This is a genomic window from Planktotalea sp. (assembly GCF_050633725.1).
Lineage (GTDB): Bacteria > Pseudomonadota > Alphaproteobacteria > Rhodobacterales > Rhodobacteraceae > Planktotalea.
Genome location: NZ_JBOEHB010000020.1, coordinates 72,675 through 87,888, shown reverse-complemented (window position 1 = coordinate 87,888; position 15,214 = coordinate 72,675). Strand labels below are relative to the sequence as shown.

Annotated in this window: 15 protein-coding genes and 1 pseudogene; 3 read left to right on the top strand and 13 right to left on the bottom strand. The window is 52.6% G+C overall.

Features of this window, described 5'->3' with window-relative positions:
- From ACRBCU_RS16100 to ACRBCU_RS16045, 12 genes and pseudogenes are all read right to left on the bottom strand, one after another.
- On the bottom strand, positions 1-703 hold a 703-nt coding region (locus ACRBCU_RS16100; RefSeq protein WP_431366409.1), incomplete at its 3' end, for a hypothetical protein.
- A gap of 260 nt (positions 704-963) precedes the next feature.
- Positions 964-2,058 carry a TIGR03032 family protein gene (locus ACRBCU_RS16095; protein WP_431366408.1) on the bottom strand — a complete coding sequence of 365 codons (1,095 nt, stop codon included), beginning with the start codon at positions 2,056-2,058 and terminating at the stop codon, positions 964-966.
- Positions 2,059-2,284: 226 nt separating this feature from the next.
- Positions 2,285-2,752 (bottom strand): Arm DNA-binding domain-containing protein, encoded by a 468-nt coding sequence (locus ACRBCU_RS16090; protein ID WP_431366414.1) that lies wholly within the window; start codon positions 2,750-2,752, stop codon positions 2,285-2,287.
- 307 nt (positions 2,753-3,059) lie between these two features.
- Positions 3,060-3,506 (bottom strand): hypothetical protein, encoded by a 447-nt coding sequence (locus ACRBCU_RS16085; RefSeq protein ID WP_431366407.1) that lies wholly within the window; start codon positions 3,504-3,506, stop codon positions 3,060-3,062.
- A complete protein-coding gene (locus ACRBCU_RS16080) occupies positions 3,493-6,930 on the bottom strand; it encodes a class I SAM-dependent DNA methyltransferase (RefSeq protein WP_431366406.1) in 3,438 nt (1,145 codons plus the stop codon). The genes ACRBCU_RS16085 and ACRBCU_RS16080 overlap by 14 nt, the downstream gene beginning before the upstream one ends.
- A gap of 73 nt (positions 6,931-7,003) precedes the next feature.
- Entirely contained in the window at positions 7,004-8,029 is a 1,026-nt protein-coding gene (locus ACRBCU_RS16075) for a site-specific integrase (protein ID WP_431366405.1), read from the bottom strand.
- 52 nt (positions 8,030-8,081) lie between these two features.
- Positions 8,082-8,507, bottom strand: a complete 426-nt coding sequence (locus ACRBCU_RS16070; RefSeq protein WP_431366404.1) for a helix-turn-helix domain-containing protein — start codon at positions 8,505-8,507, stop codon at positions 8,082-8,084.
- On the bottom strand, positions 8,500-8,706 hold the full coding sequence (locus tag ACRBCU_RS16065) for a helix-turn-helix transcriptional regulator (RefSeq protein WP_431366403.1): 207 nt from the start codon (positions 8,704-8,706) through the stop codon (positions 8,500-8,502). Before ACRBCU_RS16065 ends, ACRBCU_RS16070 begins: the two co-directional genes overlap by 8 nt.
- Before the next feature lie 91 nt (positions 8,707-8,797).
- Positions 8,798-9,721, bottom strand: a complete 924-nt coding sequence (locus ACRBCU_RS16060; protein WP_431366402.1) for a hypothetical protein — start codon at positions 9,719-9,721, stop codon at positions 8,798-8,800.
- 25 nt (positions 9,722-9,746) lie between these two features.
- A complete protein-coding gene (locus ACRBCU_RS16055; protein ID WP_431366413.1) occupies positions 9,747-10,628 on the bottom strand; it encodes a tyrosine-type recombinase/integrase in 882 nt (293 codons plus the stop codon).
- Between the two features lie 54 nt (positions 10,629-10,682).
- Positions 10,683-10,889: pseudogene (locus ACRBCU_RS16050) on the bottom strand (Arm DNA-binding domain-containing protein); the annotation flags it as partial.
- A gap of 315 nt (positions 10,890-11,204) precedes the next feature.
- Complete coding sequence (locus ACRBCU_RS16045) at positions 11,205-12,857, bottom strand: ABC transporter permease (RefSeq protein ID WP_431366401.1); 1,653 nt, start codon at positions 12,855-12,857, stop codon at positions 11,205-11,207.
- Between the two features lie 88 nt (positions 12,858-12,945).
- Between ACRBCU_RS16045 and ACRBCU_RS16040 the strand changes: the two genes are divergently transcribed.
- Positions 12,946-13,827, top strand: coding sequence for a hypothetical protein (locus ACRBCU_RS16040; RefSeq protein ID WP_431366400.1), 882 nt, complete (start codon positions 12,946-12,948; stop codon positions 13,825-13,827).
- A gap of 12 nt (positions 13,828-13,839) precedes the next feature.
- On the opposite strand, the gene ACRBCU_RS16035 is transcribed toward ACRBCU_RS16040, so the two are convergent.
- Complete coding sequence (locus ACRBCU_RS16035; protein ID WP_431366399.1) at positions 13,840-14,103, bottom strand: DUF2312 domain-containing protein; 264 nt, start codon at positions 14,101-14,103, stop codon at positions 13,840-13,842.
- Between the two features lie 142 nt (positions 14,104-14,245).
- Between ACRBCU_RS16035 and ACRBCU_RS16030 the strand changes: the two genes are divergently transcribed.
- Entirely contained in the window at positions 14,246-14,461 is a 216-nt protein-coding gene (locus ACRBCU_RS16030; RefSeq protein ID WP_431366398.1) for a hypothetical protein, read from the top strand.
- Positions 14,462-14,500: 39 nt separating this feature from the next.
- Positions 14,501-15,181 carry a M48 family metalloprotease gene (locus ACRBCU_RS16025; protein ID WP_431366397.1) on the top strand — a complete coding sequence of 227 codons (681 nt, stop codon included), beginning with the start codon at positions 14,501-14,503 and terminating at the stop codon, positions 15,179-15,181.
- Positions 15,182-15,214 lie beyond the last annotated feature (33 nt).

Sequence of the window (15,214 nt, the reverse complement as noted above, 5' to 3'; positions counted from 1 at the left end):
CGCCGTCGCCGTCCAGATCGACGAAGCTCGGCGCGCTCCGGGAACCCACGTCGATGCCATCAAGCGGGTTGACGGCACCTGTCAGCTCGGTAAATCCAGCGTCGAGGTCATTGTTGTCAAAGACCTTTAATGTGCCATCGATTTCCCCAACAACCATATCCAGATCGCCGTCGCCGTCCAGATCGATGAAGCTCGGTGTACTAAGATCACCCACGTCGAAGCTTTCAAACGGGTTGGCGCCGCCTGTCAGCTCACTAAAGCTCTCCATTCCGGGCACAGGACCTAAATCACCGCCTGCAGCATCTGTCACGTTCAACAGCAAATCACGGCTCGAAGTTGGTGTGTTGCTGCTGTTGGCATAGGTCAGGTTTTGGATCAGCGCGTCGATTGACGCTGAGGTGGCCGCGGCGTTGAAGGTGATCGTCAACGCAGTCCCCACGCCGCCTGCCAGCGTGCCAATCACCGCACCTTCAAAAGTGACATCCGCACCGGACAACCCGATCTCGCCCACGCCCGTGCCTTGATCGCGCACAGAGACCGTATCTTCAGCCAACAAACCTGTCAGCGAGAGGCTGCCGCCGTCAAAATCGCCTTCGACATCCGTGAACGTGACATCGCTATCTAAGAGTTGCGGCGTTGCGTTTACGGTGTTTTCTTCAAACGAAATCGCGGAGGTAATGCCAGATAGAGTTGGTGCAGTCATTTTTATTTACCACTTCAAAATACGTGTACTTGCGAAAATCCCGAAACTCTCGCTGCATGCTATAGCTATAATATTCTATCATTTATTGCCGCATATTGCCGCCACAGAGTCAAGCTTGAGCGACGACTAAGCCATTCGAATTCAACTTCAGGCGGCAATGTATCCACCTCACATTCGAGAGGGTTGCGGCAAAGCGCGTTTCGAGTGTGACTGCTTGCGCGAAAAGCCCAACGGCTCGCACTTATTATGACGATGATCGCCTACATCTCAACTTGAACTGTTGTTTTGATCGCGTCACCCTGGAACCCTATCGCTTCGGGCTGTGTAACGTTTTGAAGCACCGCAATGTCATATAGCTCATCAATCGTGTGTTCAAATCGAAGCCATTCGACCGTGCGTCCCGTATCGATGTCAATGACGAGCAAGCCACAACGAGCCGCAGTGTCTTTGCTTTGAAGCAGGTCTTGCAGCTCTAGCCCCTCAAAGGTTTGGTTCCGACGTGGTCTTGAGAGGCCCACAATTGCGAAGCGATTTACAAATGCAAGACCACGCGCAAATCCTGGGCAAAATGCAATCGGCGTGATCTCACCGTTTGCAGGGTCAATCGTACAGAGTTCGCCGCGGCCAGAATTCAACACCCACAATTTGCCGTCATAAAGGCGTGGGGAGTGTGGCATCGATAATCCTGTCGCGACAGCTTCACCAGAGTGGACATCCAATATGACACCCCCATCTTGGCGTCGTTCTCGCCAGCCATCTGCAACATCAGAACGGCTTACAGCACTGACATACGCAGCGCGATCATCGTCCATTGCTAAGCCGTTCAGGTGGCATCGATCTTCGCCGACCACTTTGCTGATGAAGGGTGGCCGCCATAAGGGCCGAAAACTGGCTGCTTCGCTGAGTGTTGCCAAGCAGTTATAGGCTGTGCTGACGAAAATGGGACCCGGGGCGTTTTGTTCGGTTTGCTCGTCAAATTGGTTGGTGTCGCCCAGTCCAATATCATGGATATCTATTTGCCCAGTAACACGCCCCTCACGCGGAGCAAAACGGCAGTCGACCCCATCACCTATGGTTTGCTCAGGGCGTAAGTTGTTTTCAAAGCGCCAGAGCGTATGCAGTCCGCTCGTCCAAAGCGTACGGCCATTCGTCCAGAGACCTTGGCACTGCTCAATCAATCGCTCATTGGCGCGCAACGATCCATTAGGTTTTCGGCCAATCAAAAACAACCTTCCCGCCTGATACGTCGTCAGAGCAACACTGCACCCATTGTCAGCGAGCCAAGATGTGAAGCCTTGTGACGCCAGCAGGACTTCAGTTTGAGGTCCGGATTTAGGAACCACTGGCTTAGCCATCTGAGAAAACTCCGCGGAATAAACTTAGCTGCAAACGGGGGACGAAACTCAATAAGGGTCCCAATTTCGCGCACAGCATATATCGTCAAACAGTAGCAACCCATTTGTATTGCAGTCAAATTAGAACTTGCATCTGATCGCTTGAGCAGAGCGAAACATTGCAGATGTTGAACGTGCACAGACAAAACTCGACAGTATCGAAACACTGTTGGCTGAAGCAATTAGATCAGAGGAACCTTTTGCACTTGATCCCATCGGCACCAAGATACGGTCGCACGAATTCGAGCCAACAGTTAGGTGGATCAAATGACCTAATCAAGCCGCCCTTCACGCCGTCACCAACTGTTGGGCATTGTTCAAGGCAAATCGCTCTGAAACAGTACTCATTAAGTTGGGTAGAATAGATAGAACACTGCTTTTGTAGGACGGAGATCATTAATGTCGCAGAATACCCGCCTCCCCCTTTCCAACAAACTGTTTGCAGCAACACTCCGTTTTCAAATTTACTGGTTGTTCTTAGCGGCATTGAAGGTCCTGCACGCACTGCGCAAGCCAAAACCACGCGGGCGCAAGGATTCGAAAGGTCGCTCGGATGAGCGAGGATCACTTCAGGATAGACGCCAATCGAAAGACGCCGTTCTTTGCCATAAAACCTGTACTTGAATTGCCACAGCTTTGAGCCATTGGCTTTCACCAAGACAAACAAGCCCTCAAAATCTGAGACCTTATGCGCCTTTCACGAGGCTTTAGAGATCGAACTTTAACATCTGACAATGGCATCGCTGGGCGTATCATATCGGATGCCATTAACCAGCATCAGAAAAAGAGCCATCGCAAAACCCTTATAACACAGGGTTCTTCGGATGTCTTTGGACTTTATCGGATTGTAAAATGGTGCCCCCTACACGTCTCCACATTAAACAGATAAACTACTGATACCATTTTCAAATAAATCAAAACCCGACCAAGATACCCCCAATAGCACCCCCAAAGCGGTTTTCTTAGCGTTTTAGGGCCTTGAACAAGGTCGCGCGCATAGAAATGAACCAAGAGGGGCTAGGCAATCTCATAGCGACCGCCTCCCATGGCAAAACGCGACGTAGAGCTGCGCATTGAGATGCATTCGTTGCTGGAGCGTTTATCACAACGTTAAAAGCCTTGGACAAAAGCTTGTCCTCTATCCCACTTGCTTCCGCCAACCAAAACAGCATGGGCGCGCATTGGATGTGATTGTAAACATAGCGCGCGTCTCTGTTTGGATCACCCCTACGGCCATACGCGCCGGGGCCATCGTATTCAGCAAGCCAACCCAGCCAATGTTCTTTTTGCGAGCCATACCAAGCAGAGCCGTAACCAACGCCCTCTTGCAGAGCGTGTTCTAAGGCTTTGTGGCGCGGCGTATCCGCATCTAACCGCTTGATCCGATAGCGTAGATCAGAAGGTTGCATAGCGCCCGTCGCCAATCACATCCGCTTGCCCTAAAGCGGCCAAGCTATCCAGCAAAGGTTCCACCGTCCCCGCCCTTGCGCGCACAAAGCGGCGGGCGATGTCGGCGGGGGTTGCTTCGCCGAGCTCTCCAAGCACCTCGCGCACGGCGGCGATTTGATCGGGGAGGGTTTTGGGCCAAGGGGCTTTGTCGATCTTCACGGTGACGCCCAAATCCATATCGACGGTTTTGCCTTTGGCGGCCTGTACGCCTGTGGGGTTTTGGTATTCGGGGCGCAGCCAGCGGATGTGGCCTGCCGCCTCTTCCGCAGCGCGTTCCTTGTTGAGGTCCACAAGGCGGTGCAGGATGTCGTCCTCAGAGAGATCAACGGGCCAGCCATAAGCATCGGCTACCGCCGCGTCGATGCGGTCGTGAATATCGCGTAAGATGCCGATCAGACCGTCAGTGTAGATGTCTTTATCCTTGCCCTCGATCACCTCCCCCGCGCGGAGCTTTTCGAGCACATTATACATCTGCGTCAACGTCAGTTTCGGATGCTGTTTCTGGCGCTCTTTACGATGCGCGTCGAGTTCTTCGCCTAGCGCGCGCAGAGTGGTTTTTTGTGGCTCTGTTGGGTCTGGGAAGGGGAATGCTTCAAAAGACAATGACTTCACATAAACCGGTGTAGGACCAAGTTGCGCACCCGAGTTTAAAGCCCACAAGCCATGAATTTTTGACGATAGTATTGCCATATTCGACACTTCTTCTAACGCGATTGCGATCAACTTGTTATCCGGCAAAATCGCCTCATCTAACATTGTAAAGAAGCGATATTTTGAAGTTTCAACCGTTGCAAGGTAGCGCGACAGACCTCGTATTGCTGGTCGAAGGTCTTTTCGCGGTTCACCAAAAATCCACCAATTCTTTTTATAGCTTTCTCGGTTGTTTTGGTCTCGCTCCGGTTTCACTTTGTCAAAAACGTGCTGAAAAACAGCAGGAAATTGTTGGCGAACCTCTTTTTCAGCCAACCCGAATAAGTCTATCGCCAACACATTGCGTGGAATTGAAGCTAAATCGCGTCCATTCCGATATTTGCGAATGTGCTTTTCAAGGCCAGTAGTCCTACCTAGACCGATTGCCTCAGCTTCGGAGATCGATACAATGAAACCAGCGCCAATCAGCTGCATGCCTCGGTGAGCTAATCTCTCGTTCGATCTGAGTGTTTTGGCGGCTACAACATCCGCACCGACTCGAAGGTCAGAGAAAATTTTTCCGAATTCAGGTTCAAGTTTTACAGTAAGGCCTTCGTCTTCCGTTTCAGCTTTACTTTCTTTGACAACTTTCAAAAGTTGTCCTTCGCGACGGCCCGAGCAAGCAACGGTCATTCCAATTCGAACTGCCGCCGCCATCTGCGCGTCAACCCAAGGGTGATCGGGGATCGCAAAAACCAGCGACAGCGGCTTTTTGGGATCACTCAAGTGCGGCTCTAAAACTCGTCTGTTGAAAGACATTCGCAGCGAATTGGTGGTGATAAATCCAAACCGCCGCGCGCCTTTGCCTGTTTTCGCAGAATACGCGCGCGCCAAAAGCGCCGCTTTTTCCCACCAGAACATCACGAAATCTGCGGATTTAGGCATCTTGGGATAGGCGGACCAGAGCGCCTCTGCATAGCCATCGCCAAGGCTTTCACGCAGGCGCGAGGCCCCAATAAACGGCGGATTGCCAATGATGAACTCTGCCTCTGGCCATTTCGCGGCCTTTGGCTTGGCATAATCCAGCACGGTGGTGCGTGCGCTCTCGTCTGGGACTTCCTCGCCCGTCACAGGATGGGTCTTGGTGGTAATCCCGTCCCAGCGGGTCACATGCGCACCTGCCTCGTCAAGACGCGGGGTCGTGCCTGTATAATCCAGCACCGCATCGCGGTTCTCGATATTATGGAAATCGCGTAAGACAGGCTCGGACGGGGCCGCTGTGCCGTGGGTGCGGTAGTGCCATTGCAGATAGCCGATCCAAAGCACCAGCTCCGCAACATTCGCCGCCCATGGGTTCAGCTCAATCCCGAGGAATTGATGCGGATCGACGGTGATAAAGGTGGTTTGCGTTTGGCCCAGTTCGACCATGAGCGCGGTGACTTCGCCCTCCAGCCGTTTCATCCGCTCCAAAGCGACATAAAGGAAGTTGCCAGAGCCACAAGCGGGGTCGAGCACGCGGGTCTCGCAAAGCTTGCGGTGGAAGTCTTCGACCAGTTTGAGCGCTTGATCGTCTTTGCCATCGCTGGTGAGCCGTTGCACAGCGGTCTGTACATCGCGCCAATCAGAACGCAGTGGTTCCATCAGGGTCGGCGTGACAAGGCGTTCCACATAAGCGCGCGGCGTGTAGTGCGCGCCCAGCTTGTGACGTTGGCGTTTGTCGAGCGCGCGTTCCAGCAGCGTGCCAAAGATCGCGGGTTCGACCTGTTTCCAATCCGCCTCTGCCGCCTCGATCAGCAGGCCAAGTTGCAGGTTATTGAGAGGGAGCGCGTCCGCGTCCTTGAAGAGACCACCATTGAAGCGTTTGAGGTCGGTCATCAGGGTTTGCGAAAAGCCCCCTGTGTCCATCGTTTGCCACAGCCCTTTGAGCGCAGGTTCAGCATGTTCAGGATGGCCACGCAGTTTGCGCAAGAGTTCTGTGAAGCTGTCGCGGGGGATCAGATCGACGTCCTCTGCGAACATGGAGAACAAGCAGCGCATCAGGAAGCGTGCGACGGTTTCGCTCTCGTGACCCTGCCCTTCGAAACTTTTTCCAAGCTCCGCGAGGTGGGCCGCGATGTCGCGCGTGACCTCTGCAGATTTGAGCGAGGGATCGAGGCTATAGGGATCGGTCCAGATCGCGCGCAGCAGATCGAGCGTTTCGGGTTTGCGCAGGTCTTCGAGGTAGATGCGGTATCGGATGCCATCGGGGAATTGGTTGTAGCCCTGCCCTTGGCCCGAGAAATCGGCGTAGAGTTCGATCACATGACCGACATCCACGATCATCAGGAAGGGCGGCCAGCCGTCCTCTTTGGACACCGCGCGCGCGTAATTATCCGCTTGGTTGCGCGCCTTGAGCATGGTGTCGTCAAACTTGGCTGTCCCGCGATTGCCGTGGCCTGTTTGTTTGGGCGCGTCTTTTTCTAGGAAAAGCGCAAGGGTGTCTTTGTCGGCGGTGTCTTTGGAAACGAACTGTTTGGCCTCAAGGATGAAGTGACCCTTTTTATAGAGGTCGATCCGCCCGTTGCGCTTGCGCCCTGTGTGGGTCAGCGTGACCGGGCGCTCAAAGCGGTAGTCGAGGAAGTCGCCGTCCGCGTTAGATACTTTGGGATTCTCGACGCCAAGCAAGTCTGTAAGCTTTATCGCAAAGCTTTGAGCCGTGGCCATTTCGCTGCCGCCGGAGCTTTGCCAACGTTTGATAAAATCTTCGATTTCCAAGTTAACCGCCCTGCACATAATTCACGCTTTGGTTCATTCATGCACGATCATAGGTTGTGTGAAAGTGCAAACCTCATTCTCCGTTATTTTTCTTCTTAATCAGTTCAGCCTGGCGTTCGGTTGAAACCGGGCAATAGGCGCTGATCGTGGTGATCACATTGGAATGGCCAATGTTTTGCGAGAATGCTTTGAAGGCTTCACGCGTTGGATACTGGCGATCTGCCCACTTCACCAACGTCTTGCGAAACGCATGGGGCGTGAAAGGATGTAGATCGGCTCGGGTGAAGGCTTCCTTGATGGCTTGGCGGATCGCGTTGGCGTTTTGGTATGTCTCGCGTTTCAATCCCACGACTTGAAAAGCGCCATCGACAATCCCAATATTAGGGGGCGGAAAGAGCGCATCATCGGGGCCGAATAGCTTTTCTTTGCGCAAATATTCGATCCAAGCTTTGATTGCTTCAAGATACTCCGCATCAACTGGCAGGAAATATGTTGTGATGTCTTTGGAGTTCTTTGTGCGCACGTCGCGCGCGTCTTGATAGACGCAACCGTCAATCACGTTGATATGTTTCAACTTGAGCGATGCCACCGCCCCATCCCGCGCGCCAGTAAGCATGAAGAATGCAAAGAGAGCTTTGTTACGGCGTTCGATCTCGGTAGCTTCTGGCATGTAGGAAAACGCATGGCGCGCTTGTTCCATCGAAGGGTACGGCGTTTCGCGTGACGCACTGGCCACCCGTGCGCCTTTGGCATTCATGTTGAAGTAATCCGCATCGGAATGTCGAATGCGGCTCTTGTAGCCTTGCTGATCTGCCAGCCAAAAGAAGAACTTTTTGTTCGCAGAAAGAACGGATCGGATTGTTGACTTAGAAAGCGGCTTGCCTGTTTTCCTGTTGACCTCACTATCCAAAGCGTCCTGAAACTTGATTGCGTGGTCTATGCGGAACTTTTTGAAACTCGCGTAACGCGTACTGGCTTCAAAGCGTAAAATACCCTCGGCGGCTTTCAAAACGGTGCTTTGATCTCTGCGCTTAGCGGTCTTGAGATACTGCAAGTAACGGCGTTTGATACGTTCGTTTTCTTCATTCATTTTGCGCATGGTGAAGCACTCCTGTTTTAGTGTTTGTTTAGGCGGGGGGAGATGGTGTCTATTAGGCTTCGCTCTTCGCGCCTTTCGTGAGATGGAAAATTTGGGTGAATTGCGGGATGTCACGGACTGCGATGATCCGCGTTGCCGTCGCCCCACACCGCACGCAAACTCCCTTTAGCAGCGAAGTTTTGGTCGTGAGGGGAACCTTGCTCACACGCATCCCCTCTGGTCTGCGCCCTGCCCTGCAAGAAAGGCACGTCAGTTCATCAGCCTCCAATGGTTGCTTTGCGGCCTTGTTCTTCTCTTGAATGTAAGTGCGAAGCGTTAAGCCCGAAATCAGCATCGGCTTGCGTGATGCCATTACGGGCAAACCGTCTTTGACCCAATTTCGGATCGTCGCAGTAGATTTGCTAAGGGCTTTCGCGGCCTCTTCTGGTGTGTATGTCAAAGCAGATTTGATCCGCATCGGGTTCGCGCGCTTACCCATTGGCGTCACTCTCATAGAGTGCGCGGATTTCTTCGACGTTCCAAACGGTTGTACGTGGGCCAAGTTTCTGAGGTTGTGGGAAACGCCCTTCTTTAACGCCCTGCCACCAAGTTGATTTGGAAACTGGTATAGGGCCGATTGGCGCTAGGATATTGGACAGGCGCACAAAGCCTGTTCTTGGGAAATTCTCTTTGTTCATTGCAGTGCTCCTGAATGCAATTGCGTTCAGCCAAGTCTGCTAAAACTATGAGAGAATTTGTCGGAATCCCTAGCTTTCCTCTAGGAATCCCTTAACGCGGTGTCTTCCAGTAGTCTTTATCCACGAACTCCATTGCCTCTGTGAGCCACTTACGGATGGTTTTCGAATCCATGTTTTCGCCGATGAGTTCAAGATCATCTCGAATACGAGACGCGGCATCGCTTCGAGCAACGTTAGGATCAAAGCTGTATTGCTCACATGCCATTGCAGCGATTAACTTAAGTAAAGTTCGTTTTTCCTGAGAAGACAAATTCTCGGTTTTTTCTGACCTTGGTGGCTTTTCGCTAGGTTTTTTAGAGAACTTCTTAAGAGAAACGAGAAACTCGGGATGCACTTCCAAACCTACCTCTTGAAACCAATCTAGAAGATCGCTCCGAGCGATACTAGCATCATGTCGGCGCGCTAACAAAAACGCGCGCCCCATGAGTTCAAAACGTTTTATCAAAAACGCCAAAGAAGGCGACGCGAAGTCTCTTGGCTTGGAATCTTTCGCCAGTTCCATCAGCAAATCTTTAGGAAACTCATTTGGCTCAAAACCAATAGATAGATTAACCGCTTCATGCAGAGTAAAATGCGGCATCCTGCCCCAATGTTCAAAGTCGGCTTCGTAAGCCAAATTTCCGAAGCCGGCTTTAAACCAGCTAGGCTCGCTTTTTCTCAACTCAGCAACTTCAGCCTCTAAAAAAGCTTGCCACGCGCGCCGCTTCTGATTTGGATCATCGATAGAACTATCCGTAAGGAGCAATATGTCTTGTTCAGAGAGTGAACGTAGGAACGAACCCACGGCATCACAAATTCGCTCACGTTTAAGATTGAACTCAGACAAGCAATTTGGATCATAAGGTCCGATTGTTTCAACGACGCTTGGCATTTGCCAATTTCGCCACTTTCCAAGCTTCTGATCCATTAGGTCGCTAAGCAGCTTTCCAAGTCTGGCTTCGCCGATACTGCCCATACTCACCTCTGATTCACATCAGGGTTCAATCTGCCCTCACTTCCTCCAAATAACCAGCCCACCAATCGGCAAGCTTAACCCGCTCGTCCCAATGCTCCCCTCTCGCATATGCGCGACGGACTTCGTTCTTCTCAACATGCGCTAAAGCGCGTTCAATCGCATCAGGGTTCCAAAGTCCGCTTTCGTTGGCCAATGTTGAAAAGCTAGCGCGAAAGCCATGAGCCGTCATTTCATCGCCAGAATACCCCATACGACGCAGCGCTGCGTTCAAGGTGTTTTCAGACATAGGCCGATGCCAAGAGCGCAGGCTTGGGAAGAGATACGCCCCCTCCCCTGTGATCTCTTTCAACTCTTCCAGAAGCTCCAAGGCTTGCGGCGGCAAAGGAACCAAGTGATCGCGGCGCATCTTCATCTTGGCGGCAGGAAGCGACCAAATCGCAGACGTGAAATCGAACTCTTCCCACTTCGCGTTTCTGACTTCGCCCGGCCTTTGGGCAAGCAACGCCAAAAGCTGTAGACCGATACGCGTTGTTGCTTGGCCATCAAACACATCAATCTCGCGCATAAGCTGGCCAAGAGCTTTGGGATCGGTGATTGCAGCGCGGTGAACGCGGGTCGGGCGAATGAGAGCATCGCGAAGCGCATAGGTTGGGTCTGTCTCAGCTATGCCGCTCGCAACAGCATAACGAAACACAGAACCTATTCGCGCACGCAAGCGATGCGCTGTCTCGTAGTTTCCTTTGGCTTCGACTTTACGAAGAGTTTTTAGGATCATCGGCGCGGTGATCTCTGAGATCGGTTTCTTGCCAAAATCGCGGTTTGCCAGCTTTAGATGATATTCGGTCTTGTCCAAAGTTGCCTTGGACTTCCCTTCTTTGCGTTGCTTGGCCAAGAAGGCTTGCCCCAACTTCTCAAAGGTCTCGCCCTTCGCGGCTTTTTGAATACGCTTTTCTTCTTGTTTGGCTTCGCTCGGATCACGCCCTTCTGCCACTAAGGCGCGCGCTTCATCTTTTGCCTTACGCGCTTGAGCTAGGCTCACCTCGGGATAGACGCCAATCGAAAGCAACCGATCTTTACCATAAAGTCGATACTTGAATTGCCACAGCTTTGAGCCATTGGTTTTCACCAAGACAAACAAACCTTCAAAATCTGAGACCTTATACGCCTTTTCGCGGGGCTTTAGAGATCAAACCTTTATATCTGACAATGGCATCTCTGGGGGCATCACTTTTCTGCTTCAAACCCGATACCCCCAAAAACACCCCCAATCTGGGGGTATCGTATCGGATGCTACCAAACAGCATCGGACAAAGAGCTATCGCAAAACCCTTATAACACAGGGTTTTTCGGATGCCTTTGGACTTTGTCGGATTGAAAAATGGTGCCCCCACACGGACNNCTGAGCTATAGGGGCACTGCGGATGCGAATACAAAGAGACGCGGGTACTCGCAAGAGGCTTTTTCACAAAAATGCAAAAAATTTTTAACGGCTCGATCTTGCGAGCAAAATCACTGCGCAGAGTCCCACTGCGATCACCAAGATTGCGGCAGGTGCCGCGTCGCCAAGGTTCTCCAAGCTGGCTTGATCATGGACGCGCGTTGCTAGGGTGTCGTAGTTGAATGGGCGCAGCAAAAGTGTGGCGGGAAGCTCTTTCACGCAATCAACAAAGACCAGTAACAGCGAAGACAATGCCGAGGCTCGAATGAGCGGCAGATAGACGCTTGCCAGCACTTGCCCCTTGCTCCGTCCTAAAGATTGAGCGGCCATGGGTAGGCTTGGTGATACGCGCCCCATTGCCGCGTCCGCAGCGCCCTGCGCAATTGCAAAGAACCGCACGCAATAGGCGAGCACAAGAGCGAATGCCGAACCTGTTAGCAAAAGGCCGAAATCGCGGCCAGAGAAGGCTTCTAGCGCGTCGGCGAGTTTGTGATCGAGAAACGCCAATGGCACAAGGATACCAACGGCTAGAACCGCGCCCGGTGCCGCATAGCCAATACTTGTGATCGGCATAAGCAAACGCGGCAACGCGCGTTTTGACAAACGTACCCCATACACCATGAACAATCCGAGTGAGACCGTGACCAGGGCCGCAGTGCCCGCGACTGTCAGAGTATTCCTCAACGCCCTCAATAATGCGGGATCTTGCCAGCGTTCTGCATTATCAAGAGCATGACTAAGGATCACGCTTGCGGGCAGAACGAACCCTATCGCAAAGGGCAGTGCACAAGCCACGAAGGCCAAAGCAGAACGTCGTCCAGCCAACGGAACTCTCACAACGCCGCGATGACTGCGAGAGAGCGCGAAAAAGCGGCTTCGACGGCGCGAAAGTTTCTCGAGCGTGACCAGCAAGATAACAAGCAATAAAACAGTGCTGGCGATTTGAGCTGCGCCGCCAGCGTTATTGCTTTCAAGCCAAACGCTAAAAATGCCAGTTGTCAGCGTTTGGACAGAGAAATAGTCCACCGTTCCAAAATCATTCACGGTTTCCATCATGACAATGGCACTGCCCGCCGCGATCGCGGGCCGCGCCATTGGAAGACCTATACGGACAAAACGGGCAATGGCCCCTGCCCCGAGAGATCGAGCGACTTCTTCGCCGCAACCCGATTGCTCACGAAAGGCCGCGCGGGCCATAATATAGACGTATGGAAACAGCGACGCACTTAGAACGAGGATCGCGGCCCCCATAGAGCGAATTTCAGGGAACCAGTAGTCGCGCGAAGTACGCCAGCCGAATACATCGCGCAATGCCGTTTGCACAGGGCCCGCATATTCGAGGAAATCGACCAAAGCATAAGCACCCACATAAGCAGGAATGGCGAGCGGCAAAAGCAACAGCCATTCAAGCCAGCGTGCGCCAAAAAACGTATACCGGGAGATGAGCCAAGCTGCACCTGTGCCCACCGCTGCGGACAGGGCTCCGACGCTAAGCATAAGCACCAAAGTGTTCTTTAGATACCGAGGCAGCGTCGTCGAAACCAAGTGCGGCCAAATGTTTTCCGTCGGGAAAAGTGCGATCCAAAACACGGCTGCGATTGGCAAGACAACGAGTAAAGCGATCAAGGCTGCGCCAATTGACCAAAGGCTTGGCATCGTGAGGCGCGTGCGCGCGGAGCTTGCGAGTATTTGCGTCATGAAACGCCTTCTGACGGAAATCGGTTTAACTGTCCAGAAAAGCGCTTATAGTGGATAGCCAATGTAGATCAGCGAAAAGCAGGCACGAATGCAGGTCATTCTCCACGCAGGCGTCCATTGTACTGACGATGGCAAGCTTCTGAAAACACTCTTTAAGAACCGCGCGGCGTTTCAAGAGCAGGGAATTGCCTTGCCGCGCCCGCGCCACTATCGCCAATTGCTAGGCGCAACGATCAAGGCGCTTTCCAAACGATCCGCGGGGCCGGATTCGCGCATGGCGTTTTTGGACGCGATCATGGACATCGATGCAGATGAAGTTGACCGTCTGATCTTGCATAATGAAAACTTCTTTTGCGTTCCAAAGCTCGCGTTTCACAAGGGCCGAATTTATCCTCACGCTGGCTCGCGCATGGCCTACCTCACCCATCTGTTTCCAGAAGATGAAGTAGAGCTCTTTCTCGGCATTCGAAATCCCGCGACACATCTGCCGACTATGTACGCCGCTACGCCGCATACGCAGTTTGTCGAGTTTATCGACGGCGCAGACCCGCGCGACATTTATTGGTCCGATCTGATCAAATCAATTCGCCAAGAAGCGCCGAACGTGCACGTCACGGTTTGGTGCAACGAGGATACGCCATTAATCTGGGGCGAACTGGTGCGCGAGATCGCGGGCCTTGCCGCAAATGAACCCATTGAGGGCGCGTTCGATCTGCTGTCAGAGATCATGAGCCCAGAGGGCATGACACGCTTTGAAAGTTATCTCGCGAGCCATCCGGATATGACGGAAATGCAAACGCGGCGCGTTATCACTGCTTTTTTGGATAAGTTCGCCCTCGACGATATGGTCGAGGAAGAACTGGATTTGCAAGGCTGGACCGAACATTTGGTCGAGGACCTGACCGATCAATATGAAGAAGATATCTTTGAGATCAGCCGCATCCCTGGCGTGACCTTGCTTAGCCCATAAGAAGGCTTGCGTTTAGGAGTGCATTCCCAAAGCTTCTTTATACATTTCGAGAACCGCTTCTTCTTCGGCGATATCATCTGGCTCGCGCTTGCGCAGCGCAATGACCTTGCGGATCACTTTGGTATCATATCCACGGCTTTTCGCCTCGGCCAAGACCTCTTTGCTTTGCTCAGCAAGATCTTTCTTTTCCTGATCAAGACGCTCTAGACGTTCAATAAATTGACGAAGCTCGTCGGCAGTTACGCGGTAGGAAGTATCGCTTGTTACGTCTGACATGGGTGCACTCCGCTGATGGAAAAGAATTGAGCCACTCACCTAGCGCCCCGCCTGCGAGCGCGCAAGGGCTTGCGAGGCGAGAGCGCGCAGGTTAGGCGGTGCCTTAAGGAAAACGATCCTCTTTTATGCGAAGGAAACAACGATGGACGCTTTGATTTGGTCTGGGGCTGCAATTTCTTGTCTGGGGCTTGTGGGCCTTGTTTTGAGCATCATCAAAGTGAACCGTGCGCGTAAAGCGGGATTGAACGACGAGGAACTACGCGCAGCGGTGCAAAAGGTATTGCCCCTGAACCTTGGATCGCTGTTTTTGTCAGTGATTGGCCTAATGATGGTGATTGTCGGGATTTTCCTTGGCTGAGAACTTGCCTCTTAACGCCGCCAAGCCCATATCACGTTCATGTTAAAGTTCGCTCCTATCCTACTGGCCATCCTTTATGGTCTTGCCATGTACCGCTTTTCGGCTTGGCGCACAGGCCGGGAGCTTGATACGCAATCAACCGAATTAGCGGATCCGGTTCTGAAACCGCTCATGGACAAAATGGCGCGCGCTTTGGATCTGCCGCGCATTCGCGTCTACATTTACGAGATTGATCCGGTCAACGGGCTTGCCGCGCCAGACGGACGTATTTTCATAACACGCGGGTTTTACCAAAAATTTCTTGATGGTGAGGTCTCTGGCGAAGAAATCGCTTCGGTCATTGCGCATGAATTGGGTCACGTGGCTCTCGGGCATTCTCGTCGGCGTATGATTGATTTTTCGGGACAAAACGCTCTACGAACCGCTCTCGCAATGGTCATTGGGCGGTTTATCCCCGGCGTGGGCCCTTGGCTTGCCAATATGCTCACGTCGCTTTTGGCAGCGCGCCTATCGCGCAGCGACGAATATGAGGCGGATGCATACGCCGCAGCCCTTTTGAGCAAAGCAGGTATGGGTGTTGCGCCACAAATCTCATTGTTTCACAAGCTTGATGCCTTAACCAAAAGCCAATCTGGGCGTGCGCCCGCATGGCTGATGAGCCATCCTAAAACCGAAGAACGTATTGCTGAGCTGGAAAAACTAGAGGCGCGCTGGCAGTAAAATTCTTCTGCGAAGAATTTGATGCCTGTGATT

Bases quoted from the DNA above. Each gene is read 5' to 3' on its own strand.
- ACRBCU_RS16045 (WP_431366401.1), bottom strand. From the start codon at position 12,857: ATGACGCAAATACTCGCAAGCTCCGCGCGCACGCGCCTCACGATGCCA.
- ACRBCU_RS16025 (WP_431366397.1), top strand. From the start codon at position 14,501: ATGTTAAAGTTCGCTCCTATCCTACTGGCCATCCTTTATGGTCTTGCC.
- ACRBCU_RS16070 (WP_431366404.1), bottom strand. From the start codon at position 8,507: ATGGGTAAGCGCGCGAACCCGATGCGGATCAAATCTGCTTTGACATAC.
- ACRBCU_RS16040 (WP_431366400.1), top strand. From the start codon at position 12,946: ATGCAGGTCATTCTCCACGCAGGCGTCCATTGTACTGACGATGGCAAG.
- ACRBCU_RS16065 (WP_431366403.1), bottom strand. From the start codon at position 8,706: ATGAACAAAGAGAATTTCCCAAGAACAGGCTTTGTGCGCCTGTCCAAT.
- ACRBCU_RS16085 (WP_431366407.1), bottom strand. From the start codon at position 3,506: ATGCAACCTTCTGATCTACGCTATCGGATCAAGCGGTTAGATGCGGAT.
- ACRBCU_RS16035 (WP_431366399.1), bottom strand. From the start codon at position 14,103: ATGTCAGACGTAACAAGCGATACTTCCTACCGCGTAACTGCCGACGAG.
- ACRBCU_RS16060 (WP_431366402.1), bottom strand. From the start codon at position 9,721: ATGGGCAGTATCGGCGAAGCCAGACTTGGAAAGCTGCTTAGCGACCTA.
- ACRBCU_RS16030 (WP_431366398.1), top strand. From the start codon at position 14,246: ATGGACGCTTTGATTTGGTCTGGGGCTGCAATTTCTTGTCTGGGGCTT.
- ACRBCU_RS16075 (WP_431366405.1), bottom strand. From the start codon at position 8,029: ATGCGCAAAATGAATGAAGAAAACGAACGTATCAAACGCCGTTACTTG.
- ACRBCU_RS16095 (WP_431366408.1), bottom strand. From the start codon at position 2,058: ATGGCTAAGCCAGTGGTTCCTAAATCCGGACCTCAAACTGAAGTCCTG.